Source organism: Azorhizobium sp. AG788, assembly GCF_004364705.1.
Classification (GTDB): Bacteria; Pseudomonadota; Alphaproteobacteria; order Rhizobiales; family Xanthobacteraceae; genus Azorhizobium; species Azorhizobium caulinodans.
In genome coordinates, this window is the sequence record NZ_SOBM01000002.1 from 20,556 (window position 1) to 47,289 (window position 26,734).

The 26,734-nt window shown below is 62.6% G+C and carries 25 protein-coding genes and 1 tRNA gene; 13 read left to right on the forward strand and 13 right to left on the reverse strand.

Annotated elements, in window-relative coordinates; all coding sequences use genetic code 11:
* Positions 1 to 215: 215 nt before the first annotated feature.
* The 3 genes from DFO45_RS04100 (at position 216) to DFO45_RS04105 (ending at position 4,502) form a co-directional block, all read left to right on the forward strand.
* The gene (locus tag DFO45_RS04100) at positions 216 to 3,008 is read left to right on the forward strand and encodes a hypothetical protein (RefSeq protein WP_133863885.1); all 2,793 of its coding nucleotides are present in this window, start codon (positions 216 to 218) and stop codon (positions 3,006 to 3,008) included.
* Positions 3,009 to 3,139: 131 nt separating this feature from the next.
* A complete protein-coding gene (locus DFO45_RS25400; protein WP_280960276.1) occupies positions 3,140 to 3,274 on the forward strand; it encodes a hypothetical protein in 135 nt (44 codons plus the stop codon).
* Positions 3,275 to 3,950: 676 nt separating this feature from the next.
* Positions 3,951 to 4,502 carry a recombinase family protein gene (locus tag DFO45_RS04105; protein WP_133863886.1) on the forward strand — a complete coding sequence of 184 codons (552 nt, stop codon included), beginning with the start codon at positions 3,951 to 3,953 and terminating at the stop codon, positions 4,500 to 4,502.
* A gap of 244 nt (positions 4,503 to 4,746) precedes the next feature.
* Here DFO45_RS04105 and DFO45_RS04110 read toward each other — a convergent pair whose 3' ends face one another.
* Positions 4,747 to 5,310: a TetR/AcrR family transcriptional regulator gene (locus DFO45_RS04110; protein ID WP_133863887.1), complete on the reverse strand. Its 564-nt coding sequence runs from the start codon at positions 5,308 to 5,310 to the stop codon at positions 4,747 to 4,749.
* 109 nt (positions 5,311 to 5,419) lie between these two features.
* On the opposite strand from DFO45_RS04110, the gene DFO45_RS04115 reads away from it, so the two are divergent.
* The 4 genes from DFO45_RS04115 (at position 5,420) to DFO45_RS04130 (ending at position 8,948) form a co-directional block, all read left to right on the forward strand.
* Positions 5,420 to 6,208 carry an SDR family oxidoreductase gene (locus DFO45_RS04115; protein WP_133863888.1) on the forward strand — a complete coding sequence of 263 codons (789 nt, stop codon included), beginning with the start codon at positions 5,420 to 5,422 and terminating at the stop codon, positions 6,206 to 6,208.
* A 92-nt stretch (positions 6,209 to 6,300) separates the two neighbouring features.
* Positions 6,301 to 7,302 carry an NADP-dependent oxidoreductase gene (locus tag DFO45_RS04120; protein WP_133863889.1) on the forward strand — a complete coding sequence of 334 codons (1,002 nt, stop codon included), beginning with the start codon at positions 6,301 to 6,303 and terminating at the stop codon, positions 7,300 to 7,302.
* 113 nt (positions 7,303 to 7,415) lie between these two features.
* The gene (locus DFO45_RS04125; protein WP_208299741.1) at positions 7,416 to 8,231 is read left to right on the forward strand and encodes an oxidoreductase; all 816 of its coding nucleotides are present in this window, start codon (positions 7,416 to 7,418) and stop codon (positions 8,229 to 8,231) included.
* A 252-nt stretch (positions 8,232 to 8,483) separates the two neighbouring features.
* Entirely contained in the window at positions 8,484 to 8,948 is a 465-nt protein-coding gene (locus DFO45_RS04130; RefSeq protein ID WP_133863890.1) for a MucR family transcriptional regulator, read from the forward strand.
* Positions 8,949 to 9,519: 571 nt separating this feature from the next.
* Here DFO45_RS04130 and DFO45_RS04135 read toward each other — a convergent pair.
* The 6 genes from DFO45_RS04135 to DFO45_RS04160 form a co-directional block, all read right to left on the reverse strand.
* Positions 9,520 to 11,166 carry a DUF927 domain-containing protein gene (locus DFO45_RS04135; RefSeq protein WP_133863891.1) on the reverse strand — a complete coding sequence of 549 codons (1,647 nt, stop codon included), beginning with the start codon at positions 11,164 to 11,166 and terminating at the stop codon, positions 9,520 to 9,522.
* A 92-nt stretch (positions 11,167 to 11,258) separates the two neighbouring features.
* Positions 11,259 to 12,170 (reverse strand): hypothetical protein, encoded by a 912-nt coding sequence (locus DFO45_RS04140; protein ID WP_133863892.1) that lies wholly within the window; start codon positions 12,168 to 12,170, stop codon positions 11,259 to 11,261.
* A 159-nt stretch (positions 12,171 to 12,329) separates the two neighbouring features.
* Positions 12,330 to 13,052 (reverse strand): hypothetical protein, encoded by a 723-nt coding sequence (locus DFO45_RS04145; protein ID WP_133863893.1) that lies wholly within the window; start codon positions 13,050 to 13,052, stop codon positions 12,330 to 12,332.
* Complete coding sequence (locus DFO45_RS04150) at positions 13,045 to 14,859, reverse strand: site-specific integrase (RefSeq protein ID WP_133863894.1); 1,815 nt, start codon at positions 14,857 to 14,859, stop codon at positions 13,045 to 13,047. Before DFO45_RS04150 ends, DFO45_RS04145 begins: the two co-directional genes overlap by 8 nt.
* Before the next feature lie 107 nt (positions 14,860 to 14,966).
* A tRNA-Glu gene (locus DFO45_RS04155) sits at positions 14,967 to 15,041 on the reverse strand.
* Positions 15,042 to 15,481: 440 nt separating this feature from the next.
* Positions 15,482 to 15,904, reverse strand: a complete 423-nt coding sequence (locus tag DFO45_RS04160) for a VOC family protein (protein ID WP_012170461.1) — start codon at positions 15,902 to 15,904, stop codon at positions 15,482 to 15,484.
* A 54-nt stretch (positions 15,905 to 15,958) separates the two neighbouring features.
* Between DFO45_RS04160 and DFO45_RS04165 the strand changes: the two genes are divergently transcribed.
* From DFO45_RS04165 to DFO45_RS04175, 3 genes are all read left to right on the forward strand, one after another.
* Entirely contained in the window at positions 15,959 to 16,720 is a 762-nt protein-coding gene (locus DFO45_RS04165) for a Sir2 family NAD-dependent protein deacetylase (RefSeq protein ID WP_133863895.1), read from the forward strand.
* A 162-nt stretch (positions 16,721 to 16,882) separates the two neighbouring features.
* The gene (locus tag DFO45_RS04170; RefSeq protein WP_012170463.1) at positions 16,883 to 17,461 is read left to right on the forward strand and encodes a cold-shock protein; all 579 of its coding nucleotides are present in this window, start codon (positions 16,883 to 16,885) and stop codon (positions 17,459 to 17,461) included.
* Between the two features lie 94 nt (positions 17,462 to 17,555).
* Positions 17,556 to 18,068, forward strand: coding sequence for a DUF192 domain-containing protein (locus DFO45_RS04175; RefSeq protein ID WP_245517948.1), 513 nt, complete (start codon positions 17,556 to 17,558; stop codon positions 18,066 to 18,068).
* Here DFO45_RS04175 and DFO45_RS04180 read toward each other — a convergent pair.
* Both DFO45_RS04180 and DFO45_RS04185 read right to left on the reverse strand, forming a co-directional pair.
* Positions 18,055 to 19,113, reverse strand: a complete 1,059-nt coding sequence (locus DFO45_RS04180) for a PAS domain-containing sensor histidine kinase (protein ID WP_166657045.1) — start codon at positions 19,111 to 19,113, stop codon at positions 18,055 to 18,057. The genes DFO45_RS04175 and DFO45_RS04180 overlap by 14 nt on opposite strands.
* 173 nt (positions 19,114 to 19,286) lie before the next feature.
* Positions 19,287 to 19,559, reverse strand: a complete 273-nt coding sequence (locus tag DFO45_RS04185) for a hypothetical protein (protein WP_133863897.1) — start codon at positions 19,557 to 19,559, stop codon at positions 19,287 to 19,289.
* A gap of 376 nt (positions 19,560 to 19,935) precedes the next feature.
* Here DFO45_RS04185 and DFO45_RS04190 point away from each other — a divergent pair, with 376 nt between their 5' ends.
* Both DFO45_RS04190 and DFO45_RS04195 read left to right on the forward strand, forming a co-directional pair.
* The gene (locus DFO45_RS04190; RefSeq protein WP_133863898.1) at positions 19,936 to 20,604 is read left to right on the forward strand and encodes a response regulator; all 669 of its coding nucleotides are present in this window, start codon (positions 19,936 to 19,938) and stop codon (positions 20,602 to 20,604) included.
* The gene (locus tag DFO45_RS04195) at positions 20,594 to 21,973 is read left to right on the forward strand and encodes a sensor histidine kinase (RefSeq protein ID WP_133863899.1); all 1,380 of its coding nucleotides are present in this window, start codon (positions 20,594 to 20,596) and stop codon (positions 21,971 to 21,973) included. Before DFO45_RS04190 ends, DFO45_RS04195 begins: the two co-directional genes overlap by 11 nt.
* Before the next feature lie 75 nt (positions 21,974 to 22,048).
* Here the strand turns inward: DFO45_RS04195 and DFO45_RS04200 are convergent, their stop codons facing one another.
* From DFO45_RS04200 to DFO45_RS04210, 3 genes are all read right to left on the reverse strand, one after another.
* The gene (locus DFO45_RS04200) at positions 22,049 to 22,927 is read right to left on the reverse strand and encodes an ABC transporter permease (protein WP_133864400.1); all 879 of its coding nucleotides are present in this window, start codon (positions 22,925 to 22,927) and stop codon (positions 22,049 to 22,051) included.
* A 23-nt stretch (positions 22,928 to 22,950) separates the two neighbouring features.
* A complete protein-coding gene (locus tag DFO45_RS04205; RefSeq protein WP_166657046.1) occupies positions 22,951 to 23,808 on the reverse strand; it encodes an ABC transporter ATP-binding protein in 858 nt (285 codons plus the stop codon).
* 115 nt (positions 23,809 to 23,923) lie between these two features.
* Positions 23,924 to 24,970: an ABC transporter substrate-binding protein gene (locus DFO45_RS04210; protein ID WP_133863900.1), complete on the reverse strand. Its 1,047-nt coding sequence runs from the start codon at positions 24,968 to 24,970 to the stop codon at positions 23,924 to 23,926.
* Positions 24,971 to 25,149: 179 nt separating this feature from the next.
* On the opposite strand from DFO45_RS04210, the gene DFO45_RS04215 reads away from it, so the two are divergent.
* A complete protein-coding gene (locus DFO45_RS04215) occupies positions 25,150 to 26,325 on the forward strand; it encodes an amidohydrolase (RefSeq protein ID WP_245517949.1) in 1,176 nt (391 codons plus the stop codon).
* A 7-nt stretch (positions 26,326 to 26,332) separates the two neighbouring features.
* Here DFO45_RS04215 and DFO45_RS04220 read toward each other — a convergent pair whose 3' ends face one another.
* Positions 26,333 to 26,728, reverse strand: coding sequence for a RidA family protein (locus DFO45_RS04220; RefSeq protein ID WP_133863902.1), 396 nt, complete (start codon positions 26,726 to 26,728; stop codon positions 26,333 to 26,335).
* Between the last annotated feature and the right edge of the window lie 6 nt (positions 26,729 to 26,734).

Genomic DNA, 26,734 nt, shown 5'->3' on the forward strand with positions numbered 1-26,734 from the left:
ACAGAAGCAAATACATGATTGTGGGGTCGGTCACAGCCACGGTAATTGCGATAATTACAACACTTACAATGTCAGATGCGGCGCGCCAACATCTGAATTCCATAGTTGGACTTGGATTAATTATTATTGTCATAATTCCAGCCGTGATATACAGCAACAGAAGAATGTAAAAATATACACACCTATAGCGAAATAAATACAGTGGAGTATATAAAATGTCCGGAGCCGATGCCCTCATTAATCTTTCAAGTGTCGCCATCAGTTCTGCGACAAAATTTGCGGAGACCAACGGCCAAACGTCAGTGGCGAATATGTTGCAAAGCATCGGATGGGCTGCCGACGGCATGTCAAAAGCTGCACAAGATCATCCCGAATATGCCGTGGCAGGAGTCGTTGTAGGTATCGGGGTAGCAATGGCTGCGCTTCCGCTTACTACAAGTACGATCGCTGCCGCGACAGCTTACTTCAGTTTATCTGGTGCGGAATTAGCTGCATTCGAGTTTGGCGCGTCAATGTCATTTGATTACTATATACAGAATGGAATATCTTCAATTACAAAGAACGCACTTACTCTTATCGAAGACATACTTGGTACCACGGATATCTCAGGTTATTTCTCGGCATACGGCGATTCCGAACTGGAAAGCGCGCAAATTCAGCTACAGCAAACCAATGCGTTGACTTCTTCGGCTGGCTCGGCATTGAACAATGTGGGAGAAAGTCTATACAATTACATGATTTCAATTGGATCAACATTATCTGGCATTTACACAACTCAAAATTCGGACGGAACCGAGAGTATAAATATAGATGGAGTTAATTCCGGAAAATTCAATAATATATCGACAACCATTGATGGACAAGGTCGAGTTACTATCGGAAGACTTGAACAAATCGATGGAACTTCTGCAACTGAGGACTCCGCCTCGGGCTTGAATCAGATAAATAATTGGACAGGCCCGGACGGTACAGGCTCTCTCTCATCGGTCACTGCGTTTACTGGTGCCACCGTTAGCGCCAATAATGCTGTTATATATATCGCAAACGGATCTGCCGTCACCGTTCTCGGCTCCGGTAACACCATTTATACCTCCGGCGGCGACGACGTCTACGTGAGCGGCGGCGGCAATACGATCAATGCCAACGGGGCTGGCGACAAGATCGCGGTCGGCAACACCTTTGGTAACATGGACACGATCAACGCATCCGGCGACACCTCCGGAAGCTGGGCTGCGGACGGCCAGCAGGCCGGCATCTACATCTCGGACGGCACGCAGGCTAATATTACGGGCTGGAACGATTTCGTTGTCGCGGGCAATGCCGTCAACGTGAACCTCATCGGCGGCGATAACAGCATGTCGATTGGTTCCAATGCCCTCGCTGGCATCAGCGGCACGGCTGGCAGCCCGGATAGCATCTACTCCAATGGAAACGGTGCCGGCGGCTTGACCGCCATGGGCAATGCCGCCGGCCTTTGGCTATCGGACGGAGCCCAGGCCAACCTGTCCGGGGGCGACAACCGGGTCTGGGTGAACAATTACGCCACCCTGAATGCCGATGGGGCGAACAACGCCATCGTCATGGGAACCAATGCATTGGTTGGTATCAGTGGCACCCAGGGGTTCGCGGACACTGTCACGTCGAACTGGAATACGACGGGTGGCTTCACTGCTCTCAATCAGGCTGCGGGCATCTGGGTCGGGGATGGCGCCCAGGCCAATCTGGAGGGCGGCAATAATCAACTCTGGGCGGGCAATTACGCCACTCTTAACGCCAACGGACCCAGCAATATCGTCTCCATGGGGATGAATGATCTATTTGGCGCCAACGGTACCAATGGTGGATATGACACCGTTTATGCCAATTGGGATACGTCCGGCGGTTTCACGGCTCTCGGGCAGTCTGCTGGCGTCTGGGTCGGATCCGGCGCCCAGGTGAATCTCAACGGTAGCAATGATCAACTATGGCAGAACAGCTTCGCCAACCTAAATGCCGCTGGCGCTAATAATGTGATCTCAATGGGGAATAATGCTCTGCTCGGTCTGAGCGGCACCGCGGGCGGCTATGACACTGTCCAGGCCAACTGGGACACGGTCGGCGGGATGACCTCTATGGGCAATCCCGCAGGGATCTGGCTGGCTCCAAGCGCGCAGGCAAATATCAATGGCGAGCATAATCAGGTTTGGGCAAACGGTTCGGATTCGGCGAATGTCTTCGGCGCTGCCAACAGGATCAACGCAACCGCTGGAGATCGCATTTGGCTGAGCCAAACCGGTAGCAACGCCGATGCGGTATTCTCCAATTCAGCCAACTTCCAATCTTCAACTGGTGATGGGCTTCCATCTGGAATCTATCTGGATGGAGCAACTTATGCGGTCCTCAACGGGAACTCGAATGGGCTCAGGCTGAGTAATAATGATTACCTTGCAATTTTTGGCAGTGGCAACAACGTGGTTGGTGGTATTGCAAACGCCCTTTCGGTTTATGGAAATTATAACACATCTAGTCTGAGTAGCAGTATTGAGAATATCTACGATGGTTCTTATAACAATTTTACCGGATCTACCGTGCAGTTTGGAAATGACGGTGGATATAATTATTATAACGGAACGCTATATGGAAACAGGGTTGATAATTATGACGACGGGGATGACCCCTCGCAGCTGTTTGAGTGGGCTCAATATGCTGATGAGCCCTGGGAGGACGGTGAAGGTGATGGTACTTTTACGCTAGACGCCGTGGAGCGGGAAAATCTTGCCGGATTGGCATCTGGAGAAGATAGGCTTGAGAAGCTCGCGCTGGGCAATGGTCAAAGGTCGGAGGCCGATGCGTCAGCTATGCAACCTATCGCTTCCGTGCCGCCGCAACCGTTAGCGTCGGATACCCAGAGCGCGCGCCTGATCGAGGCTATGGCTGCCTTCTCGCCTTCCTCCACTTCGTCTGCCACATTTCCCGTCAGTACAGATGATGTGGCGCATCCCGTCCAGCTCGCTGCCGCGCACCCTTAGACCTCTATATGAACGTAGCCGGCCTTCCTTGGGTTGCCGGCCACACGTCTTTTACTCCCCCTCTCTCGCCCCTCGCGGGCAGGTCAATCGCATTTGGCTGTTTGCGGATTTGAGGGCCGGGGATTCGATTGGTGGGCCACGCGAAGAAGGCGCCGCCGATGGCCTGTTCGCTCTCTATTTTAGAGGACATCACCGACCCACGGGCCGGTGATGCGCATCACCGTCTGGCGGACATCCTCCTCCTGGCAGCGGCCTCGGCGCTGTGAGGCGGGAGACCTGCGTGGACTTCGCGCAGTTCGCGCGATCCAAGCCCGCGGTGATGGTGCAACTGATCGGCGCCTATCATCCGCCAAGCCGCGACACTATTGGCCGTGTCCTTCCGCTGCTGGATCCGCCGCCCCCCCCTTTTTTTTCTCAGAGTGGGTTCGCGCGGTCGAGGACACGCTCAGGTCCCGCCGCGACCTTGTCCCGGCCTATCTTCCCCTCGCCAATCGCCGGGCCTTCAACGTCGCCGACCAGATGGACTGCCCCAAGCCCCCCCCCCCAATCCGCGGGCGTTTCAAGCGATGCGCTTGGGAAGACGACCGCTCATCCGAGCCCTCGCCCAAATGCGATAGCCTTGCCCGCAGGGGGGGGGGGCTTTTAATGACGGTCTAGCTCATCGATGTCTGTACCCACTGCGTCTGCCTCCGCCAACGAGGCCGCGCGGCAGGCTCAGCAGCCGGCGGATAATCTGTTTCGCGACGCTGGAGCGGCCAGGTGACCTCTTCTCCAAAAGGGACTTCGGTCGCGAGGCGCACCAATCACGATTCATAAAGAAAGGGAGCAGATAAACGCTCTCTTCCAATAGATCTCTTAAATTAAAATATTTGAGACACGCATGCGCGCCTTATAAATCAGCGACTTGCATGTCTCACATAATAGTCTCATAATCTCATCGCTATGATGATTGGCTATGCACGTGTTTCGACTGACGGTCAGACTTTAGATAGTCAGATTGAAATCCTCAGAACTGCAGGCTGCGAGAGGATATTCTCCGAGACGGCCAGTGGTGCCAAAACCGAGCGCCGTGAACTTCGAAAATGCATCGCGGCTCTGAAGCCTTCAGACGTGCTGGTAGTGGCTCGGCTCGACAGGCTGGCACGCTCGACCCGAGACCTGCTCAACGTGCTGGCCGAAGTGAGTGAGCGTGGTGCGGCATTTCGGTCTCTCGCCGACGCTTGGGCAGATACCACCACGGCTCACGGTCGGCTGATGCTGACCATTCTCGGCGGCTTGGCAGAGTTCGAGCGGGATCTCATACGCACACGCACCAGCGAGGGCCGAACGCGAGCCAAGACGCGCGGGGTGAAATTCGGCCGCAAGCCGAAGCTGACCGTCGAGCAGCAGGCATACATTGCCAAGCTGCGCGCCGATGGCGAAGGGGTGCGGCAGATCGCCCGCATCATGGGTGTGAGCAGCGCCACGATCGGGCGGATTCCGGCGGCTGAGTAAGGGCGACATGCGCCAGCACCGGACCATTCCCTATGGACATCCGAAGGTCCAGTATGGGGCCGGTGGCAGACTGTCCGCTATTAGGGGTTTCAAAGGAGAAGCGGACATATCGCGCCGATGAATTGCCGAGACCAAACCTGACCAAAGGCGACCGTCGAAATCTCCGCTTCGAAATCCGTGTCGAATTGCTGGGTGCCTACTGTCAGCCGAGGATGCGATCCAACTCCGTTCGCAGGCCTGGGAATTACACGTCTGACCCGTCCGTGATCCCCGCATCGATCCAGGCGCGTGTCTGCTCCAGGATCTCGTCCGAAAGAGCGGGGTCATCAATGGCGCGGGCGAGGATGACGGCGCCCACCATCGCCGCCCAGCTTCCGATCGCGGTGCGGCGCCGGTCTTCCGGAGGCACCTCCGGGAGCGCGGTCTCGATACGGGCGATCTGCGAGCGAAGCCCTTCCGTCATCGCCGCGCGCGCCGCCGGGGTCTGGTGGCGTATGGCGGCGGCGAGGCCCGCCGTGGGGCAACCCGCGGCCGGATTGTCGCGATGGCGCGGCGATAGATAGGCGCTCAGATAATGACTGAGATCGCCATTTCCGCCTGAGTCCGCCGCGAGGGCATGGGCCAATGTCTGCGCGACCAGATCATCCTTTGAACTGAAATGCCCATAGAAGCCGCCATGGGTGAGCCCGGCGGCCTTCATCACCTCGGCCACGCTGACCGCGTCGAATCCCCGGTCGCGAAACAGCAAGCTGGCGGCGTCGAGGATGCGGCGGCGGTTCTCCGCCATCTGCTCGCGGCTGACCTTCATTTCAGATTCCTCCGCCCCCGTCATTGACAGTTACATGATGGTCATCATATTTAGGATCAAACATGATGACCATCATGTATATGACTACGAATTGAAGAGAGAGCAACCCATGGCCGCACACCCCTCCGTTCTCGTCACCGGCGCCTCGACCGGTATCGGCGCGGCTTATGCCGAGCGGTTCGCCCGCCGTGGGCATGATCTGGTGCTGGTTGCCCGCAACACGGCGCGCATGGAGGCGCTGGCGGCTCGCCTGCGTGAAGAGACCGGCGTGGCGATCGAGATCGTCACGGCCGATCTGACCCAACCCGCCGACCTCGCGGCCGTCGAGGCCCGCCTGCGCGAAGACGTCCGTATCGGCATCCTCGTCAACAATGCCGGAACGGCCATTGGCGGCAGCTTCATCGAGCAGAGCACCGAGGACGTCGCGCGTCTGCTCGCCCTCAACACCACCGCCGTCCTGCGGCTGGCCAGTGCCATCGCGCCGCGTCTGGCACAGGCCGGCGAAGGTGCGATCGTGAATATCGGCTCGGTGGTCGGGATCGCGCCGGAATTCGGCATGACCGTCTATGGGGCGACGAAGGCCTTCGTGCTGTTCCTGTCGCAGGGGCTCAGCCTCGAGCTCGGCCCGAAGGGCGTCTATGTTCAGGCCGTGCTCCCCGCCGCCACGCGTACCGAGATTTGGGGTCACGTCGGCGCGGACGTCGACGCCATGGCCGGGGTGATGGACGTCAATGAGCTGGTCGACGCGGCCATGATCGGGTTCGACCGCCGCGAGGCCGTCACGATCCCGCCGCTGCCCGATGTGGAGCAGTGGAACGCCTTCCAGGCCGCACGTCAGGCCATGCTGCCGAACACCCGCCAGGAACACGCCGCCGCGCGCTACCGGACGGCCGACTGAGCCTTTGCCCGCCACGGTCCGGCGCGCCGGCACCAGTCCCGTCCTTCCGACCGGCGGCGGGCAATCCGCAGGAAACCAGAGAGCACACCATCATGAAGGCCTTCATCCTCGACAGGTACAAGAAGAGCGGCATCCTGCGCTTTGGCGAAAGGCCGGAGCCCTCATTGGGTGATGAGGATGTCCTGGTCGAGATTCACGCCGCCGGGCTCAACCCTCTGGATTCCAAGATCCGGGATGGCGCCTTCAAGCCCCTTCTTCCGTATCGCCCGCCTTTCGTGCTGGGACACGACATGGCGGGACGGGTCGCGCGGGTTGGCGCGAAGGTCAGCCGCTTCAAGGCGGGGGACGAGGTCTATGCCCGCCCGCGCGATAGCCGGATCGGAACCTTCGCGGAGCGGATTTCCATCCATGAGGATGATCTCGCGCTGAAGCCGAAGAATCTGACCATGGAGGAGGCGGCGTCCATCCCCCTGGTCGGGCTGACGGCCTGGCAGGCCCTGGTCGACCGCGCCGATTTGCGCAAGGGACAGAAGGTCCTCATCCACGCGGGTTCGGGCGGCGTTGGGACATTCGCCATTCAACTGGCCAAGCATCTCGGCGCGACGGTCGCGACGACCACCAGCACCGCCAATGTCGATCTGGTTCGAAGCCTCGGCGCCGATGTCGTGATCGACTATAAGACGCAGAACTTCGAGAAAGTCCTGACAGGCTACGATGTCGTCCTGAACAGCCTGGACGGCGACACGCTCATGAAGTCCCTGAGCGTGCTGAAGCCCGGCGGGAAGCTGATTTCGATCTCCGGCCCACCGGACGCCGAATTCGCGCGGCAGCAGGGGCTGAACTGGATGCTGAGTCAGCTCATGCGCCTTCTGAGCTTCGGCATCCGCAGGAAGGCCAAAGCCCGTGGTGTCCGCTACTCCTTCCTGTTCATGCGGGCGGATGGCGGGCAACTGAGCCAGGTCACGGCTCTGATCGAGGCGGGGATCATCCACCCGATCATGGACCGGGTTTTCCCGTTCGAAGCGACCAACGAAGCCTTGGCCTATCTCGACACCGGACGGTCCAAAGGCAAGGTTGTCCTTAGGCTGAAGTGACGGCTGCATCGCCTCACCCTGACGCATGGCCGGCCCTACGACGCCGGCCGGCGGTGACTAATTGGGCCGCGATGGCGGACCCGTTCCCTCGTCCGCAAACCGGATCAGCAGCTATGTCCTCACTCTCTCCGAAAACCGCTCTTGTGACGGGAGCGTCGTCCGGCATCGGCCGGGCGAGCGCCGAAGCCCTGGCGCGGGCCGGCTTCACCGTCTTCGGCACCAGCCGCAAACCGGGCGGAACCGCCCCGAGCCAAGTCACGATGCTGGCCTGCGACGTGACGGATGACGATTCCGTGGCCGCCCTGGTGTCGGAGGTGCTTGCGCGCACCGGGCGCATTGATGTTCTCGTCAATAATGCCGGCGTCGGAATGTTCGGAGGCGCCGAGGAATCCTCGGCCGCGCAGGTTCAGCGCCTTTACGACGTCAATCTGTTCGGCGTTGTCCGGGTCATCAACGCTGTCCTGCCGTCGATGCGGGCGCGCGGGCAGGGCCGCATCATCAATCTCAGCAGCGCACTCGGGTTCATCCCTGCGCCATATTCGGCCCATTATGCCGGAAGCAAGTTCGCTGTTGAGGGCTATTCAGAGTCGCTCGATCACGAAGTCCGCGCCTTCAATGTCCGTGTCTCCCTGATCGAGCCCGGAACGGTGACCGGCAATTTCGACCAGAGCGCGCTGGAGCCCGACGCCAAGAAGGCGGAGTATGATGGCGGTCGTGCCTGGGTGCATGACTTCATCAGGAAGTCGTTGCCGCAGGCGGTCACGCCGGAAGAAGTGGCGCAGGCGGTGCTTCGGGCCGCCACGGCTTCGCGCCACAGGCTGCGTTACCCGGTCGGCAAGGTGGCGAAACAAATCAGCTTGCTACGTCGCCTCATGCCCGCGCGGTTGTTCGACAAGGTGCTGCGCCAGCAATTCGGCCTGCCAAATTGAGGACGCTACACCCTCGCGCTTGCTTCGTAATTACTTGCCACGTCTCGCTCATGTCCGCTTTTGGACCGCGACCGTTCCCAGATCAGTGACCACAATGGGGGCGCAAAGCGGACATCGCTGAAAGGGCAGTCGAAACAGCTATGGGGCAGCTCACGCCTCCGGCGGCGTTGCTCTCTGCGACAATCAGCGCTGCCCAGTTGACGCGATGTGCCGCCCGTGGTGCACAGGCAGTGCCGTGGAAGGAGAATCGCCTTGTCCGAGCTGAAGAATGCGCTTTTCGTCGAACTGACCGCGCAGGTCGTCGCCGACTACGTTGGCAACAACTCTGTTGCGGCGGCCGATTTGCCGCAGCTCATTCAAAACGTCTACAGCACGTTCAACGGATTGAATGGCCAGCCGGCACTGGAAATCGTCACTGAGCTAACGCCGGCCGTGCCAGTGAAAAAGTCGGTCACGCCGGACTTCATCGTCTGCCTCGAAGACGGCAAAAAGTTCAAATCGCTGCGGCGCCATCTGAAGGCGTCCTACGATCTCACACCCGAGGCCTACAGGGCGAAGTGGGGCCTGCCGCCCACGTATCCGATGGTCGCGCAGAACTACGCGAATGCGCGCTCCGCATTGGCGAAGCAGCTAGGCCTCGGCCGCAAGCCTGCACCTGATCCGGAACCCCTGCCTCGGCCGAAACAGGCGACGCGCCGAAAGAAGGCTCCCGCGTAGGTCTGACGTTTCCAGCTGAGAAATTTGCTCGGGCGTTAGCACTTCAGCGGTCAAGTGCTAACGCCAAGCAAGGAATGAGTCTGCGCCGACATCGCAGTGCCGCTCCGCTGCAGCCGTGTTTAAAACGGCGCTCCGACAAAACCTGCATATGAGACAGCAACAAACGCACGCCCGTTAGCACTTGTTCCGGGATATAGAAGTGCTAACGAGGGTGGCAGTTTGCGTAGCAAATTCACGAACGTCTCTGCCGTTTGATATTTTGCAGTTTTACGGCATTTTTCTCTCAAAAAGGCCTGTTCTAGGCTCTACGGGGCTCTTAGAAGCATATTTTGCGAATTTTAACTCAATTCGTGATACAAACTGCGCCTCGGCCAAGTCTCGGCCGCAGGCCATGCAATGGCACATGCGCGTAGGTATCTTTTATTGATCAGTCGTTTCCTCTGCTTTAGCGCCTAGATCGAGGGGAAGCCCCCTCGATCGTGTCTCTGGGGCGAAGAATTATGGGCTTCTAGCCCCTTTTGTTAGAGGGTTTCGCCAGAGGCTTCCTTTTTTGGCTTCGCCTTAGGCTCGATTACTGTCTTTTCCTTCTTCGGCGCTGTCTCTGGGCGGATGCCTGTGGCAGACGGCTCAAGGGCAGCACGTAGAAGCACCCCCGTGGATTGCGGAAGCCTCCCACTTGGATCTGGGTAACGTTCCTTCCGTCGTGGCCAAGAACGAGCGTCCCCTCTGCTGCCAGGAGTTCAACGACCGCCTTTGCGTGACGCTTAGGCTCAACGAGCTGCTCGATCCTTGCCGGGCAGATCGCCAAGCTCATCTCGCCGTTCATGTCACGTCGAAAGCCATAAGCCTTGTCTTTGAGGTCTTCCCGGAGAGATTCGCCCTTCTTGATCCTCGGGAAGCGGGTGCTTCGAGCCTTCTTCGCCAGCGTTTTAAGGAAGGCGACCTTGGCCTGTTCAGCCGTTCGCGCTTCTGTACGTGCTTTGCGGTACAGGCGGCGGATGCGCTCCTTGGCGTGCGTGGCTGTGAAGGGAAAGACGCCGAACTCTATGCCCAGGGCCGCTGCTGCGTACACAACGGCGAATTTCCCAGCCAGACGCTGCTGCCAGCTGTTGCCGTGTGGGCAGAAGGACGCCAAGAAGCCGTCGAAGTACGCCTTGGCCTTTGCGGTGTTACCTGCGTGATCAGCCACGAACTGCTCGAGGAAGGCCTCTGTGGCGACGCCGTAATTAGCCTGGATGCAGGCTTCGGCCGCTTGCATGATAGCCTTCGGGTCATCCTCCTCCTCATCGAGGCGGTCCAACACGCCGTGGGCATACGGGTCGGGCACGGGGATGTCGATGAAGCGCGGGATTTCGCCCATCTCACGCTCGCCATATGAAGCCAGTGGCAGCTCGCCGGTCGACAAGCCCACGATCCGGAAGTGGACGTTGTCGAGGGTATCGCTGACGCTCTTGCTTCGCACGCGCCCTTTGCCGGACGCCAGCGCGTAAGGAAGGTGGGAAATATGCTCGCGCTTCTTGGCTTGGGAGCCATGAACGCGCTGCGTCTCGTCGATCACGAGCAGGCCATCGTTGGCAGCCGACGCCCGCTCTTCGAGCGCTCGCCCCGTGACGTCGTGCGTGAGCAGCGTGTCCAGTGTCGCTCGCCCGGCTGCGGATTGAGCGACCAACGCCGCTGTGGTTTTGCCGGTGGAGCTTTTGCCGGTGAACTGGAAGATGACACCCTCCTGCATTTCGAGCGGCTTGAGCAACGCCGCAGCGCACGACAAGGCGGTCGCGAAGGTGATGTAGCTCGACGCGCCGCAACCAGCTTTCAGCCCTGATTTCCAGGCTTCCAGGGTTCCGGCCCGCAAGTGAGCTGCTGGGGCCGGCCGAAAGAAGCGGGGGCCGCTTGAGCCTCCCAGCGTCCGATGTAGGAGGACAAAGCTCTCGCCGTGCCAGCCGGCGCGTGTACTGACATCCAGGACCGTGGAAGTTACGGCGGTCACGGCATCACCGATACATTTCAGGTCAGCGCCTTTGCCGCTTTGCGTCTGATAACCTTCGCGAAGCAGCGCACGGAGAACTGCCCGATGGTCGGCGCAGACCTGGCTAGGAAGCACAATATTTCCGCGTCCAGTTCCGACGGTTTCAAAGTCCATTTCTACAAAATGTTCGCCGGTGTTCACGTCCTTAAGGGTATTGAGCAGGCGCACGGGGGCGATCGGATCCGATGCCATTTGGCAACTCCGTTGTTCAATTGCGTATTACTGGTGACAAATGTGCACGCGGGCGCAACCCGCGTACGGTGGCAGCCTCCCGCGAGGGGGTGCTAAGTCGTTACGAGATAGTGGCCGTTACGCTTGAAGCCGACGAGCGCCACAAAGTCCTTGGGGCGGTATTCTGCAGTCCAACTGGCGAATTCCGCTTGCAAATGAGAACGTAGACGCTGCTTGCGCCGCTGCTTGCGACCGTTTTTTGCTGTGTATTCTGGCCTGAGAATATCTCCTCTCTTTGTGCAATAGCCGATTGTCCGAGCGACCTCTCCTAAGGTTATCGGTTGGACCATGGTGGGTCGATACACCTCGCTGTGGGCGAAAGCATCGCGCATGCTGTCACGCAGCTCTGCTGCGTTGATGCCGGCCACCACACAATGCACGTGGGGCGCCCAGAATTTGTTGTCATCGGCGCCTAAGTCAAAACAGGCTTCGACGCCGCAGATCGCACGTGCGTTTTGACTCGTTTGGCGAAGGCAATCCTTTATGCGCCGGAGAATCCTTGCTGGTGAAACGGTATGCAGCTTACCCACCGGTCTTCGCATCGTGGAATCGATGGCCGTCAGAAGGTGCGCCTGTCCCGCTGCCTCGATCAGCGGCGTCGCGCTGAGGATGCACTCTGCCCGGTAGAGGCGTTTCGCGAGATGGGAGGCGCCTGAATCGAATGGAAGAGCGTCAAAGTCCTCGCATTCTTCGCGACGTAGCGCGTGCAGCAGCTGACTTGGAATCGAACCGGCAGCCTCCATGAGGGCGTTGTCCCGGATCTGGCGCTTGCGGCAATCCTCGACAGTCTCAAAATGAGGTAAGCCAGCGCGAGCGAGTTCCTTGTGGAGCTTCTGATCATTCAGATTGGCGACATTCCGGATGAGAGTTGCCGCTTGACCGGCTTTGGCTTCAGGGACGTGGCGGCTGTCCTCTCCTTCAGTGCGGACATGAGGCTCAGGACAAAAGACGTGTGTAACATTCACCGTCGTCCGGGAGGGCGATGATGGGGGGTTGGCGCGTGATGAACGGTTGCGTAATGTAGGCATAAGAGGCCTCGCGATTGCGGAGGCCCAATACTTACGACGGCAGAGGCCGGGCTTGGGGGAGGTGGAAATGCGAGCCCAAGGTGCGCATTTCCCTCTCTAGGATTTGTTATTTCGTATCAGGAACTTGGAGCGACTAACCGCTGCGTCGAGGATTGATTTGACGGTTTTCTTGTCAATATGAACGTAGTGGTCTCTGGCCGTATCTATAATCTTCTGTACAGCTGGTGTCCTTGCGCCCTGCGTATATTCGTGAGGAATGACGCAGAATGCAAGTATTAATTTAAGTAATGAGTCTAAATGTTTGGCATTGTCTATCTGACTTTTCCGTAAACGACGATATTTTCGTTCGAAGCGAGCCTTTCGGCGCTCATTCAATCGTATATTGCTTCTTATTTCTTTGCTAAATTCGAATCCGAACTGCTTTAAGTGATAAATTATATCTGGGGGAAATGGTGTGTTTCCTCCGTCGACGAAACGCCGCACCGCCCGCTCGACGTCCCGAAAAATGGCCTTCTCTTCGTCCGAGCAGCGGTCGATAAGTTTGGCGTCATCGGGGTCGAAGCCAATCGCGAGGAAAGCAGCCTCTTCGGCGGACCACACTTCCAGTTTGCACCAATACTCAATGCGAATATCTCGCTTTGAGCCGATTTTATAATCTTTTGCATTGTTCAATATATATTCAAATTTACGATTTAGATCGTCATTTAATGATTCTACGCACGCTCTGATTAACGCAGTTTCACTGATCCCCGGTTCTGATTTTTCTGCATCCGAACGATATTCCGATATCGCAAGTGATATGATCTGGTTTTCATCCATTTTGGGGCTCGTCGTTGGCGGATTGTGATTTCTGTGCAGCGATGAAAATGTCGAATTTGACCTTGCTGAGTTCCACATGGAGCCTGGCCATGGAGATGCCCCTGTCTAGGCTGCCGTCCTCCCGCCGCTCTCGGCCATAGCTGCGGCCAACGCCGCCGCCGGAATGACCGGTCAGGGCGTGGTGGACCTCTTCGCTCAGGCCGGCCTCGCGGCAGGCGCGTTTGAAGGTGTGCCGGAACGAATGGAATGTCTTGGCAGGATCATCGACGACATGAATGCCGAGATAGCGGCCGAACCATTTGGACCAGGCCTTGGCGCGCGTCGCGATCGGAGGGATGAAGGCGCTCCAGAGTGGCGCATCGGCTGGATGCCGTGTGAGGCGGGCGGCGTGATGCGCCAGCAGGCCGAGCCGTACCAATTCGGGGTGCACGGGGACTGAGCGCATGGACGAGCTGTTCTTCAGGCTCTGGCCTTCGCCCTGGTCGTTGAAGTCGAAGAACCAGAGACCCTCGGAGCTTTGGCGAAGGTCGCAGAGGCGCAATTGGGCGATTTCCGTGCGGCGGGCCCCGGAATAGAGGGCGACGACGGGAAACCAATAGGCAGCCTCGGCGCTGCCGCCGCGCGGGCGCTGCCCTCGGGCGAAGACGGGCGAGTTGAACAGCTTGGCCAATTCGACTGTGCTGAACGGCTCGTACGGTTCCTTGTCCTTGGTGGCGATCTCGAAGGCGACGTGAAAGGGGTTCGTCCATCCACCGAGAGCATCGAAATGACCGTCGCGCTCTGCGCGCGTCAGGATGCCGCCCAGCAGGGCTAGCGTCTTGTTCACCGTCTGGGCGCTGCGCGCCGGATATTTCGAGAGATCCCTCTTCAGGAGTTCCGGCAGAGGGAGCTGAATGAGCTTGTGGGGGAGGGATTTGGGCAAGGCCGCCAGCGCGTCGCGGAAGGCGCGGCCTTGGGCTTTGCTGATATCGGCGATCGGCATGTCCCCGTGCATCTCGACGAAGCGCTGGACGGCCCGGCTGGCCTCGAAAACAGAGTCTTCACGAGGCTTCTTGGCGCCACGTCCTCCGCCGCCCTTCCAGTGTTCGAGAGCCGCGTTGATCGTGAGGCCTTTGGTCGTCACTGCCTCGGGTGTTGCGGGTGGAGGAGGGGGAGACGGCACGTCTTCGCCGTTCAGCCGGGCTTTGATCCCATCGAAGGCGCGGCGCTGGGCTCGCAGGAAGGCCAACTCAAGCTGGCGCCATGCGGGATCATCGGGATGCAGGACGAGGCCGGCCTCGCGGATGGCCTTGTTGACCTGCATCGAGATGTCCTCGCCGGGCCGCATACGCGCGAGTTCCCCGCGGCGCTCCTGGTCGAGGAATTTGATCGCGAAGGCATAGAGGTCGAGATCGACATCACTCATGCCGCCATCGTGCTGAGGGCGGCGGTGGAAGGTCGGGTCGAAGCCGAGACCTTTCTCGCGAAACGCTTCGTCTCCCCGCAGGATGCGGCTCTCGTGGGCGATCGCCAACGCCTCGATCTGTGTGGGGGCGATCGAGGCGGCAGGCCCTTCCTTCACGAAGGCACGCGCGGCGTCGACCAAGGCGTGGGTGGCAGCGATCTCGGCCAGCGCCTTGCGCTCGGCCATGGCGGCCTCGTTCGTCTTCAGCGAGCGGACGAGTTCTCGCTTGAAGCACTTCGTGGCCGTGTTGATGAGGGGCTGCAGCGAAGCGGGGGCGCCGAAGGGCGCGGCTTTTCCCGCGAGATCATCCGGCAATGGGAAGCGAAATTCATAGCGGCCGGCACGCCGCTGAACGTACTTCATTCTGCGCATCCGAAAAGGCCATTCGTAGCATGCAAGTGTAGCACTCGCAGCCCGTCAAACCGTTATCAGATCAAGAAACTTTGCCGCACAAGGCCTCGCGAAGCGAGTGGCGCGCCCTAGGGGAGTCGAACCCCTCTCTCCACCGTGAAAGGGTGGCGTCCTAACCGATAGACGAAGGGCGCAGCGCGCGAGGGCCCTTATAGGGGGGGGATCGGTGCGCCGCAAGTGCCTGTCGCACCGCTATCCCTCTCCTGTGGGTATGTTCAGAGAAAATCCTTGGCTGGCAACGTATCGCGGTCGTTTCCTGCCGCAATCGGCCGGCAGGCAGGACCATCACGGGGTGCCCGTCGGCGAACGGCAGGGGAAGGTCACGCTCTCGAGGATATCTGGGCTTGAGGAGGCGCGTTCGCCAGACGGGAGCGGCCGGTCTCCGGGACGGCGCTGCCGGTGCGCACTGCGACAACTCGCAGACAGCCGCAACGGATGTGCCGATTGCGAGCATGCCGGCTGCGAGGATGCCGGCCGGTAGCCACCACCCAACAGCCTCACAGGCGCGACAGATGGAGTGACGGGCTCCGGCGGCCGAGGCCTGCCGGAGCCCGTCCCGTTCAGTGGTGAATGCTCACCACTTGCCGGTGTTCGGCAGGGAGGCCCAGGGCTCCTCGGGGGCACGGGCGCCGCCCTTCTGGAGCAGTTCGACGGAGATGTTGTCGGGCGAGCGCACGAAGGCCATGTAGCCGTCGCGGGGCGGGCGGTTGATGGTCACGCCCGCTGCCTGCAGCCTGGCGCAGGTGGCGTAGATGTCGTCCACCTCGAAGGCGAGATGGCCGAAGTTGCGGCCCTCGCCATAGGCTTCCGGGTCCCAATTGTAGGTGAGCTCCACCTCGGCGACGCCCGCCTGTCCGGGGGCGGCGAGGAAGACCAGCGTGTAGCGCCCGGCTGGCACCTCCTTGCGGCGGACTTCGACGAGCCCCAGCTTGTTGCAGTAGAAATCCAGCGAGGCGTCGAGATCCGTGACGCGGACCATGGTGTGGAGATAGCGCATGGCTGATCCTTGGCGGGGAGGGAAAACCTGGCGGGGCGCCGGCGGGGCAAAGGTATGATTTTCGAAGCCGATCTCAAGACCGCCCAGCGTGAACTGGCGGACTTTCTCACCGCCGCCGACCGGGCGGTCGCCTTTACCGGGGCTGGGCTCTTCACCGAATGCGGCATTCCCGATTTCCGGTCCCCCGGGGGCCTGTGGAGCCGGAACAAGCCCATCGCCTTCGGCGACTTCCGCGCCCATCCGGCGGCCCGAAACGAGGCCTGGCGGCGCAAGTTCGTGATGGACGCATCCTTTGCGGGCGCGCAGCCGGGGCGGGGGCACAGGGCGCTTGCGAACCTGCTGGCGCAGGGGCGGCTCTCGGGGATCATCACCCAGAACATCGATGGGCTGCACCAGGCCTCTGGCGTGCCGGACATGGATCTGGTCGAACTGCACGGCAACGGCACCTATGCCACCTGCCTCGACTGCGGGCAGCGTTATGAGCTGGGATGGGTGAAGACCCGCTTCGAGGCGGCGGGTGGCATCGCGCCCGATTGCGAGGCTTGCGGCGGGCCGATCAAGTCGGCCACCATTTCGTTCGGCCAGGCCATGCCGGAGCGGGAGATGGCCCGCGCGGCGGCGCTCACCGATACGTGCGACCTCTTCATCGTGCTGGGATCGTCGCTGGTGGTCTATCCTGCTGCCGGGTTTCCGCTCATGGCCCGGCGCAACGGCGCGCGGCTCGTCATCGTCAACCGCCAGCCCACCGACTTCGACGAGATGGCGGATCTGGTGGTGCGGGACGATATCGGGGATGTGCTGGAGCCCTTCCTCTAGCGCGCCGGCGGTCCCGCAGGTGCCGCAGCGGACGCGCGAGGGGAAGGGGCGGGGGGCCGAAAATGTCGCGTCGCGCTGCAACGAAAGGGTGTGCGTCGCTGCGGTAACTTGCTATCCTTGAGGTTCCTCTCGGTTCGCGCATGCGCGGTTGTCGGGGTTGTCATGGGGTCTGACGCACTGGGTCTCGGGCCGCAGTTCACCAGTCCTTCGGAAGATCCGGCGGAACGGCCCGTCGATCTCTTGGAGGTGTCAGGGGCCGTCAAGTGGTTCGATGCCGCCAAGGGCTACGGCTTCATCGTGCCCGATGACGGAGGGCCGGATGTGCTCGTGCACGTCACCTGTCTGCGCCGGGACGGCTTCACCACCGCCATGGAAGGGGCCCGCATCGTCTGCGAGGCCGTGCGCCGCTCCAAGGGTCTTCAGGCCTTTCGCGTGCTGTCGCTGGACCTGTCCACCGCCGTCCAGCCCGTGCCCCAGCCCACCCGCAGCCGTGTCCATGTCGCCCCGTCCGGCGGGTTCGAGCGGGCCACGGTGAAATGGTTCAACCGCATGCGCGGCTTCGGCTTCCTTTCGAAGGGCGAGGGAACGCCGGACATCTTCGTGCATATGGAAACGCTCCGGCAGCAGGGCCTGACCGAACTGCGGCCGGGCCAGAGCGTGCTGGTGCGCTATGGCGACGGCCCGAAGGGCCTCATGGCCACCGAGGTGAAGGCGGAGGACGCGCCCGCCGGCGCCCATTGACGCTGCGGCGCCCCGAATGGCCGGGCTCGGAGGACTTGCCAAGCCGCGCCCTTCGGCCCACACCAGCGCCAGCACTCCTCTCCAAGGGATCCCGATGATCGGTCCGGCTTTCCTGTCCCGCATGCCCTCCGGGCGTTCGGCGTGCCACCTTCTGAGCCGTCTGGCGGCGGCCTGCGTTGCGCTCTGCCTGCTGGCGTTTGGCGCCGGTTCTGCCGTCCACGCCGCGAGCCTTGAGCCGGTGGAGATCGTCACCCGCAAAGGCGTGGTCATGATCGAGGTGGAGGTGGCGCGTACGCAGGAACAGCGGGCCACCGGCCTCATGTACCGCAAGAGCCTGCCCGAGCGCCAAGGCATGCTGTTCGATTTCAAGAGCGACCAGCCGGTCTATATGTGGATGAAGAACACCTTCATTCCGCTCGACATGCTCTTCATCCGCGCGGATGGCTCCATCGCCCGCATTGCGGAGAATACGACGCCCTTTTCCGAGGCCACCATCTCCTCCGGCGAGCCGGTGCGGGCGGTGATCGAGATCGGCGGCGGGGAAGCCCGCAAGCTGGGCATCGCCACCGGTGACAAGGTGGGCACCCAGCTCTTCAGCGGGAACTGATCCCGGCCTTCACGTCCGTCGGCATCACCGCAGGCGGCGTGGAGAGGCGGAAGGTCAGGCCCTCGGGCGCATAGTCGGCGGCCGCCGTGCCATTGAACGCACCCGCCAGCGCCTGAAGCAGGAACGTACCGAACCCGGTACGGTTCGGCGGCTGCACCGGTGGGCCGCCGCGCTCCATCCAGTTCAAGGCGAACCCGTCGAGCGCTGGCGGATGATCGGCGCTCCATTGCACGCTGACGTGTCCGTCCGGCGTGGACAGGGCGCCGTGCTTCAGGGCATTGGCAGCCAGTTCGTTGATGGCGAGGGAGAGTGTCAGGCCCTTCTGGGGCGGGATGTCGAGCGCCGGACCTTCCAGCGTGATCTGGTTGCCGGCCGACTGATAGGGCGACAGGCTCTTGCGCAGCAAAAGTTCGATCGGCGTGCTCGCCCAGTTGGACTGCGTCAGCGCTGAATGGGCATTGCCGAGCGCCGCGAGGCGCGCATTGAACATGTCGCGCGCCTCCGTCAGCGAACCCGCGAAGCGGAAAGTCTGGTGGGCAATGCCGCCGACGATGGCCAGCGTGTTGCGGATGCGGTGCTCCAGCTCGCCATTGATGAGCTTGACGTCCCGCAGTGCAGCCATCTTGCCTGTGGTCTCGATGACCGTATCCAGCATGCCGGCGACGTTGCCGTCGTCATCGAGAAGCGGGCTGTAGCAGAAGGTGAAATAGGCGTGCTCGGGTTGCCCGTTACGCTCGATCACGAGCGGGAAATCCTCGATGAAGGTGGCTTCTCCCGCGAAGGCCTTCCGCTGGATGGCCTCCACCTGCGGCCACACCTCGCTCCAGATCTCGTTGAACGGGCGGCCGAGCGGCGCCGGCTTGCTGCCGAGGATGGGCAGGAACGCGTCGTTATAGAGGGTCGTCAGCGACGGGCCCCAGATTACCGCCTTGGGAAAGTGCGAGGCCAGCATGAGGCCGACGGCACTGCGCAAGGAGACGGGCCAGCTTGAGATCGGGCCGAGCGGGGTCGTGGACCAGTCGAAAGCGCGGATCGCCCCCGGCATCTGTCCCGGTGCTCTGAGAAAAGCATACTCGACGTCGCTACCGGCAGAGGCCCGCATCGTTTCTTCAATCCGGCGTGCGCGAGAAGACCCCGGACACTGTGAAGACAGCTATGGCACCGCTGGGGCCGGAGGCGCAAGGGCGAAGCCGGCAGGCACACGTGGCGAGGCTTCGCTCACCACAGGGTGGCGGCTGCCGCTCCCACCATCTGGATGCATGTTCCCGCCGCAAGGCAACAGAAGCCGATGGTGGCGGCATGGGTCTGGTTCATCAGGGCATGAACCATGGTCATTTCCGGAGACTCCCCGTTTTCGCGGACCGTGCCGTCGGCATTGCGGGCTTTCGCCGGATAATCGAAGCCCATGAAGGCGGATTTTCCGACGATGAGTGCACCGAAACAGGCAATGAAGAGCCCGACCACGACGATAGCGGCAGGAATATCCAGCACGATACAGCTCCGCGCCCGTTTTATGACCGGTATCATCATCCCATTGCTAGCTGTCGTGAAGCTGGCTTTCCTCTAGACCGGTTCAGCTTAGTCGCCCGACCGGCTCCTTTTTTGGTCGGAAGCTTTCGGCGCGCCCGTCGTAATCGGGAACAACACAAAGGCGGCTTTAGCGGTCAGGCCACTGATGACAAGATGCTCATTTTCTGGCGTTCGCCCGGTTTGCCGTCTGCCCGAACGGCGATCGTCTGCATACGGACGAGGGCATCACCTGTGCATGACGTGTGTGTTCGTGGCCGGGTGGGGCTCGCGCCGGTCGCCTTCGTTGCCACCGGATCGCCGGGTGCTCTAGAGTGCCGCAGCTTCAGGCTGGCGTGAGATGCGGCTCCTTCTTGTCGAAGATAATCTTGAACTCGCCGACTGGCTGGCGAAGATCCTGCGGCGGGACAATTTCGTCGTGGACGTGCTGCATGACGGCGAGGCGGCCGATCACGCGCTGAGCCTCGAAACCTATGATCTCGTCATCCTCGATCTGACGTTGCCGGGCATGAACGGCATTCAGCTCCTGCGGCGGCTGCGCGGGCGCGACGATACTGTGCCGGTCATCATCCTCACCGCCAATGCCAGCCTCGACGGGCGCGTCGCCGGGCTCGACGAGGGCGCCGACGATTACCTGGCTAAGCCCTTCGACATGGCCGAGCTCGAGGCCCGTATCCGGGTGCAACTGCGCCGCTCTGCCCGGCGGGCCGATCCGATCATAACCTGCGGTGGGCTGGCCTTCGACACCAAGACCCGCCAGTTCCGCCTGGGGGAGGCGCCGCTCAGCCTCACACCGCGCGAGCATGCGGTGCTGGAGGCGCTGCTGGTGAAGACCGGCCAGACGGTGAGCAAGGCGCAGCTGTCCCAGACCATCTTCGGGCTCGATGATCTCGCCGATCCCAGCGCCATCGAAATCTATGTGCACCGGCTGCGCCGCAAGCTGGAGGGCAGTGACGTCTCCATCGTCACCTTGCGTGGCCTCGGCTACCTGCTGCGCCATGCGCATTAAGAGCCTGCGCCTCCAGCTTCTGTGCTGGCTCCTGCTGCCGCTCGCGGGGCTCATGGCGCTCAATGTCTGGACGAGCTTCCGGCAGGCGCGGAGCACCGCCGATCTCGTCACCGACCGCACGCTGGACGCTGCCGCGCGCGCCATCGCCGAGGATGTGCGGGTGGACCGCGGTGTCATCGACGCGGTGGTGCCGCCGGTGGCGCTGGAGATGTTCGACACGGGCCATCGGGACCGCGTCTATTACCGGGTGGATACCGACGCCGGGCGTCTTCTCGTGGGCTATCCGGATCTGCCCGTCACGTCCGAACGCCTGAAGGACGGCATCCCCGCGCATTTTGCCGACACCTATCGCGGCGAGCCGCTGCGCCTCGCGGCCCTGCGCTACCCCGTGGTGGGCGCCGGCGACGGCGAGCGCATCGTGGTGGTGGTGGGCGTCACGCTTGCCGGCCACGGCGCCATGGTGCGGGAACTGTGGGTGGGCGGCATGGTTCGGCAACTGCTGCTGCTGGTGGCGGCGGCGTTTCTCGTTCTGCTTGGCCTGCGGCGGGGCCTCGCCCCTCTGATGCGCCTGCGCGACGCGGTGCGCGACCGTGACCGGAACGACCTCACGCCCATCTCGGACACTGCCGTGCAGAGCGAGCTGCGTCCGCTGGTCGAAGCCCTCAACGCCTATATGGGCCGCGTGGAGGGGCAGATGGCGGCCCAGCGGCGTTTCGTGGCCAATGCGGCGCATCAGTTGCGCACGCCGTTGGCCCTGCTGGCGACGCAGGCCACCTTCGCCCGCCGCTCCGGCAATGGCGTGGAACGGGACCAGGCGCTGGCGGGCGTCGAGGAATCCACCCGTCGCCTCGCCCGCCTCGCGGCGCAACTCCTCACCTTGTCGCGGGCCGAGCCCGGCGGCCGGCGGCCGCGGGACGAGGTGATCGACCTCGCCGATTCCACCCGGCGGGTGATGGAAGGCCTCGCGGATTTTGCCATCGAGCGCGGCATTGATCTCGGGCTCGACGTGCTCTCAGAAGCAACGGCCGCAGGGGACGGCGCCATGCTGCGCGAGGCGATCGTGAACCTCGTGGACAATGCACTGCGCTACACGCCGACGGGAGGCACCGTGACAGTCACCGTCTCGGGCGGCGCCGACGGTGCGGTGCTGGTGGTGGAGGATTCGGGGCCAGGCATCCCGCCGGAAGAGCGGGAGCGGGTATTCGAGCGCTTCTATCGCCTCCCGGGCACGCCCGGGGATGGGTCCGGCATCGGTCTTTCCATCGTGCGAGAGGTGGTGGAGGGGGCAGGCGGCCACCTTGTGCTCGGCACCTCGGTGGCGGGCGGCCTGAGGGTGGAGATGCATCTGCCGGAAGCCGCGCCCCATTGAGCGTGCGGTCTCGCAGACGAAAATGGCCGGGGAGGCCCCCGGCCATGGATGACGCGATACGGGAGAGGGCTTGCCTCAGTTCTGCTCGTGGAACGGAACGGGACGCCACTTCACGAGGCGGTTCTCCACCAGCGTGATGAGGAATTCCATCACCAGCGCCAGCACGGCGAGGATGATCATGGCCGCGAACACGCCATTGGCGTTGAAGGCGCCCTGCGCTGTGGCGATGAGGAGACCGACGCCCTGCTTGGCGCCGAGGAATTCGCCCACCACCGCGCCCACCAAAGCGAAGCCGAAGGAGACGTGCAGAGAGGCGAGGATCCAGCTCATGGCCGAGGGAATGATGACCGTCGTCGTGATCTGGAGCGGCGACGCGCCGAGGATCTGCGCGTTGGCGATCATCGCCCGGTCCGCCTCGCGCACGCCCTGGAAGGCGTTGGCGAAGACCACGAAGAACACCATCACCACGGCGAGTGCCACCTTGGAGGGCATGCCGAGGCCGAGCGCGATGATGAAGATGGAGCCGAGCACCACGCGCGGAATGGAATTGGCGATCTTGATGTAGATGGAGAAGACGTCCGCCAGCAGCTTGTTGCGGCCGAGCAGGATGCCGCACACGACGCCGCCCACGGCGCCGATGATGAAGCCGAGGACGGTTTCCTCCAGCGTCACCACGATCTGCGTCCACAGCGGGCCCTGCGAGGTGCCCTCGGTGATCCAGATCCAGATCTGGTCGGCAATGCCCGAGGGGCTGGCGAAGAAGAAGGGATCGATGAAGCCGGTCTCGGCGCCGATCTCCCAGAAGCCGAGCACGGCCACGAGAATGGCGATGCGCAGGGTGATGACGAGCGTGCGCCGGGCCTTGATGCGGGCGCGGGCCTTGGCCTCGATCTCCGCCTCGGAGGGAATGGCGCGGGGCGCGGGCGCGGCGGTAGCCACGGGCTGGGCGGTCATGGTCATGGAGGGCTCCCGTTCGCTCAGTGGCCGGTCTTGAGGGTGCGCTGCTGGCCGATCTGCACTTCCTCGCGCAGGTCGTTCCAAATGATGCGGCACTTCTCGACGAAGGCGGCGTCGTAGCGGATCTCCTCCATCACGCGCGGCCGGGGCAGGTCGATGTGATAGACGCTCTTCACCGTGGCGGGGCCGGCGGTCAGCACATAGACCTTGTCGGCCAGCGCCACCGCCTCCTCCAGATCGTGGGTCACGAACACCACCGAGGCGCCAGAGCCCGACCACAGGCTCAGAAGTTCGTCCTGCATCAGCGTGCGGGTCTGCACGTCGAGGGCCGAGAAGGGCTCGTCCATGAGCAGGATCTTCGGCTCGTTGATGAAGGTCTGGGCGAGGGCGACGCGCTTGCGCATGCCGCCCGAGAGCTGGTGCGGATAGTGCTTCTCGAAGCGCGCGAGGCCGACGCGGGCGATCCAGTCGCGCGCCTTCTCATAGGCCTGTGCCTTCGGCATGCCGCGATAGATGGGGCCGGCGGCCACATTGTCGAGCACCGAGCGCCAGGGAAAGAGCGCGTCCGCCTGGAAGACGAAGCCGACGTCCTTGTGGATGCCGGTGACCGGGCCGCCCATGACGCGGACTTCGCCCGCGCTCGGCTTGGCAAGGCCGGTGACGAGATTGAGCGTCGTGGACTTGCCGCAGCCGGTGGGCCCGACCACGCAGGCGAACTCGCCGCGATCCACCGTCATGGTGAAATCGTGCAGCGCCGTCATGGACTTGCCGTCCGGCGTCAGGAACCGGCGGGTGACATTCTCAAGCTCTATGGCCGGGCTCAATGCGGCAGCCGGCACGATCGGCGGGCGGGTCGCCTCAAGGGTCTGAAGAGACATGCGTTTCCTCCCCTCGCCGGCGTGACGCACGGCGAGCCTCTGGTTTGGAATTTTCTGGCTGGACGGCGCCGGCGGTCTCTGGCGGAGCGGCCGGCGCCGAGGAGGGCTTAAGGCCTCAGTTGCCGAGGGCCTTGGCCGCGTTGTCCACGAAGCTCGTGGTGTAGGTCTTGGACAGGTCGATCTGCTTGCCCTGCACATTCTTGGCAAAGGCCTGCAGCACCTTCAGCACCGTCTCCGGGCCGTCCTTCGGCATGCGGCCGTCGGGGGTGAACTGCGCCTTCCCCGCGGCGAGACCCTGAATGTAGAGGTCCTTGTCGCCGACGTAATAATCCTTGGGCATCTTGTCGGCGATCTCCGCCGCCGAATGGCTGGCGATGAAGCGCATGGTCTTCACGAAGGCATTGGCGAGTTTTTGCGCCTCGTCCGGATGGGCGTCGAGCCAGGACTGCTGCACGTAGAAGGAGGCCGCCGGATAAGGCCCGCCGAGCGCCGCCGCCGTCATTTCCGGCGTCCGCATGTCGACGAGGATCTTCGCCTGCCCGGTCTTGAGCAACTGACCGATGGTCGGTTCCGTCGTCATGCCGGACTGGATCTGGTCCTGCTTCATGGCGGCAATGAAGGTGTTGCCGGCACCCACCGGCAGCAGCGTGTAATCGCCGGCTTTCAGCCCGCCGCGCGAGGCGAGATAGCGGGTGAGGAAGTCGGTGGAGGAGCCGAGGCCGGTCACGCCCAGCGTCCGGCCCTTGAAGTCCGCCGGAGACTTGATCTCATCGGCATACTTCGTGGAGACGAGCTGCACCTCGCCGGGCGCCTGGCTGAACTGTACGATGGATTTCAGGAACTTGCCCTTGGCCTGAAGGTCGATGGTGTGGTCATAGAAGCCCACCACGCCATGCACGGCGCCCGCGAGCAGCTCATTCTCCGCTTCGACGCCGGCGCGGGAATTGATCAGCTCGACATCGAGCCCTTCATCCTTGAAATAGCCAAGCTCGCGGGTGAGGGCGGCGGGCAGGTAGATCTGCTTCTCCATGCCGCCGACGATGATGGTGAGCTTTTCGGCGAAGGCGCCGGACGAGGCCATAAGGCCCGTGGCGAGAGCGAGGGTGCCGACAAACGCCTTGAGGCGCGATCCCGCCTTGCGGGATGCACGGAATGTGGACATGGCTGGGCCTTCCCTTGGGGGGCGATATTCGCCCGCGTTTCCTCAAATGATCGTGCCTTGCGGCATTCTTCTCTTGGTTCGGCTTTCTGCCGTATGAACCTTTTACGCCAAGGAAGCTTTCAGTCGGCTTTCAGTCGCGGGCCGCAGGTGGAATGAGCAGGGAGTACGGGAGAATGCCGATGGACCTCGATCTGTTGCTGCGCAATGCCCGCCTGTCGGATGGGCGGCGCGTCGTCATCGGCATCGCCGATGGGCGCATCGCGTTGTTCGAGGAAGAGGGCGCTCCCGTCCCTCCGGCGCGGGAGAGCCTCGATCTTGCGAACGCGGTGGTGCTGCCGGGATTCACCGATGGCCATCTGCATCTCGACAAGACGCTGCTCGGCCTGCCCTGGCGGCCCCATGACGCCGCGCCGTCCGTCCGGGCCCGGATCGAGGCGGAGAAGGCGTTCCGGCGCGGCGAGACCTCCACGCTGGCTGAACGCGGCGCCGAGAAGCTGCTGGAACTGGCGCTGCGCCACGGCACTACCTGCCTGCGCACCCATGTGGACATCGACGACGTGACGCGGCTCGATTATCTGGCACAGGTCCTGGAGATCAGGGAGCGCTGGCGCGGGAGGGTGGACATCCAGATCGTCGCCTTTCCCCAGAGCGGCATCCTCTCCTGCCCGCCGGTGGCTGATCTGCTGGAGGAGGCGCTGCGCATGGGCACCGATCTTGTGGGCGGCCTCGACCCGCTGGGCCATGACGGCGATCTCCACGCGCCGCTCGATGTGGTCTTCGGGCTCGCCGAGCGCCACGGACGGGGCATCGACATCCATCTGCATGATGGGGGCGAAGCCGGCCTGTCCGAGATCATGGAGATTGCCCATCGCACGAAGGCGACGGGCCTCGGAGGCACCGTCACCATCAGCCATGCCTTCTCGCTGGCGGATGCCGATGCACGCGCCTTCGACGCGGTGGCGAGCCTGCTGCGGGAGGCGGGCGTTGCCATCCTCTCCAGCATTCCCGGCGGGGACCGCTGTCCGCCGCTCCTGCGGCTGCGGGAGGCTGGCGTCAGCGTCTTCTTCGGCTCGGACAATGTGCGCGACTGCTGGAATCCGGCGAGCGTCATCGGCATGGCCGACCGCATGATGCTTGCCACCTACCGCTTTGGCCTGCGGACGGACGCGGACATCGCCGGCCTCATCGATCACGTCACCCGCATTCCCCATGCCGTGACGGGCCTTGGGCCGGGGACGCTGGCTCCCGGCGCGCCGGCGGACTTGCTCGCCTTCGACGTGGAGACCGTGCCCCAGTTCGTGGTGGAGCGCCGCCTGCCTACGCTGGTGATGAAGGGCGGTGTCCGGCAGGTGTGAGGCCCGCTCACGCCATGGCCACGCACTCGATCTCGATGTCGAAGGGCTGGGACCATGGCTTGATGGCGGCCGAGGTGCGCGCGGGAAAGCCGGAAGCGAAGCGGGCCGCATAGATCCGGTTGACCGGGCCCATCAGAGCCGGGTCGGTGACGAAGACGGTGGCCTTCACCACGCGGTTCAGCGAGGAGCCAGCGTGGGCGAGGGCAAAGGCGAGCGCGTCCAGCGAACATTCCGCCTGAACCTCGATGGGACCGCTTACGATGGCGCCGGTGGCGAGGTCGAGGGGCGGCATGCCGCAGGTGAAGAGGAGGCCGCCCGCGCGCACCAGCGCGGACGTCGGGGCGCCGAGGCGACGGATCGCCTCGGACACCACGGGCACCTCGATGATTTCGGGGGTGGACATGGTTCG

What these genes read in the sequence shown, in the direction of transcription:
- DFO45_RS04100 (WP_133863885.1), top strand. Translation starts at nt 216, where the DNA reads ATGTCCGGAGCCGATGCCCTCATTAATCTTTCAAGTGTCGCCATCAGT.
- DFO45_RS04105 (WP_133863886.1), top strand. Translation starts at nt 3,951, where the DNA reads ATGATGATTGGCTATGCACGTGTTTCGACTGACGGTCAGACTTTAGAT.
- DFO45_RS04110 (WP_133863887.1), bottom strand. Translation starts at nt 5,310, where the DNA reads ATGAAGGTCAGCCGCGAGCAGATGGCGGAGAACCGCCGCCGCATCCTC.
- DFO45_RS04115 (WP_133863888.1), top strand. Translation starts at nt 5,420, where the DNA reads ATGGCCGCACACCCCTCCGTTCTCGTCACCGGCGCCTCGACCGGTATC.
- DFO45_RS04120 (WP_133863889.1), top strand. Translation starts at nt 6,301, where the DNA reads ATGAAGGCCTTCATCCTCGACAGGTACAAGAAGAGCGGCATCCTGCGC.
- DFO45_RS04125 (WP_208299741.1), top strand. Translation starts at nt 7,416, where the DNA reads ATGTCCTCACTCTCTCCGAAAACCGCTCTTGTGACGGGAGCGTCGTCC.
- DFO45_RS04135 (WP_133863891.1), bottom strand. Translation starts at nt 11,166, where the DNA reads ATGGCATCGGATCCGATCGCCCCCGTGCGCCTGCTCAATACCCTTAAG.
- DFO45_RS04145 (WP_133863893.1), bottom strand. Translation starts at nt 13,052, where the DNA reads ATGGATGAAAACCAGATCATATCACTTGCGATATCGGAATATCGTTCG.
- DFO45_RS04150 (WP_133863894.1), bottom strand. Translation starts at nt 14,859, where the DNA reads ATGAAGTACGTTCAGCGGCGTGCCGGCCGCTATGAATTTCGCTTCCCA.
- DFO45_RS04160 (WP_012170461.1), bottom strand. Translation starts at nt 15,904, where the DNA reads ATGCGCTATCTCCACACCATGGTCCGCGTCACGGATCTCGACGCCTCG.
- DFO45_RS04165 (WP_133863895.1), top strand. Translation starts at nt 15,959, where the DNA reads ATGATTTTCGAAGCCGATCTCAAGACCGCCCAGCGTGAACTGGCGGAC.
- DFO45_RS04170 (WP_012170463.1), top strand. Translation starts at nt 16,883, where the DNA reads ATGGGGTCTGACGCACTGGGTCTCGGGCCGCAGTTCACCAGTCCTTCG.
- DFO45_RS04175 (WP_245517948.1), top strand. Translation starts at nt 17,556, where the DNA reads ATGATCGGTCCGGCTTTCCTGTCCCGCATGCCCTCCGGGCGTTCGGCG.
- DFO45_RS04180 (WP_166657045.1), bottom strand. Translation starts at nt 19,113, where the DNA reads ATGCCGGGGGCGATCCGCGCTTTCGACTGGTCCACGACCCCGCTCGGC.
- DFO45_RS04190 (WP_133863898.1), top strand. Translation starts at nt 19,936, where the DNA reads ATGCGGCTCCTTCTTGTCGAAGATAATCTTGAACTCGCCGACTGGCTG.
- DFO45_RS04195 (WP_133863899.1), top strand. Translation starts at nt 20,594, where the DNA reads ATGCGCATTAAGAGCCTGCGCCTCCAGCTTCTGTGCTGGCTCCTGCTG.
- DFO45_RS04200 (WP_133864400.1), bottom strand. Translation starts at nt 22,927, where the DNA reads ATGACCGCCCAGCCCGTGGCTACCGCCGCGCCCGCGCCCCGCGCCATT.
- DFO45_RS04205 (WP_166657046.1), bottom strand. Translation starts at nt 23,808, where the DNA reads ATGTCTCTTCAGACCCTTGAGGCGACCCGCCCGCCGATCGTGCCGGCT.
- DFO45_RS04210 (WP_133863900.1), bottom strand. Translation starts at nt 24,970, where the DNA reads ATGTCCACATTCCGTGCATCCCGCAAGGCGGGATCGCGCCTCAAGGCG.
- DFO45_RS04215 (WP_245517949.1), top strand. Translation starts at nt 25,150, where the DNA reads ATGGACCTCGATCTGTTGCTGCGCAATGCCCGCCTGTCGGATGGGCGG.
- DFO45_RS04220 (WP_133863902.1), bottom strand. Translation starts at nt 26,728, where the DNA reads ATGTCCACCCCCGAAATCATCGAGGTGCCCGTGGTGTCCGAGGCGATC.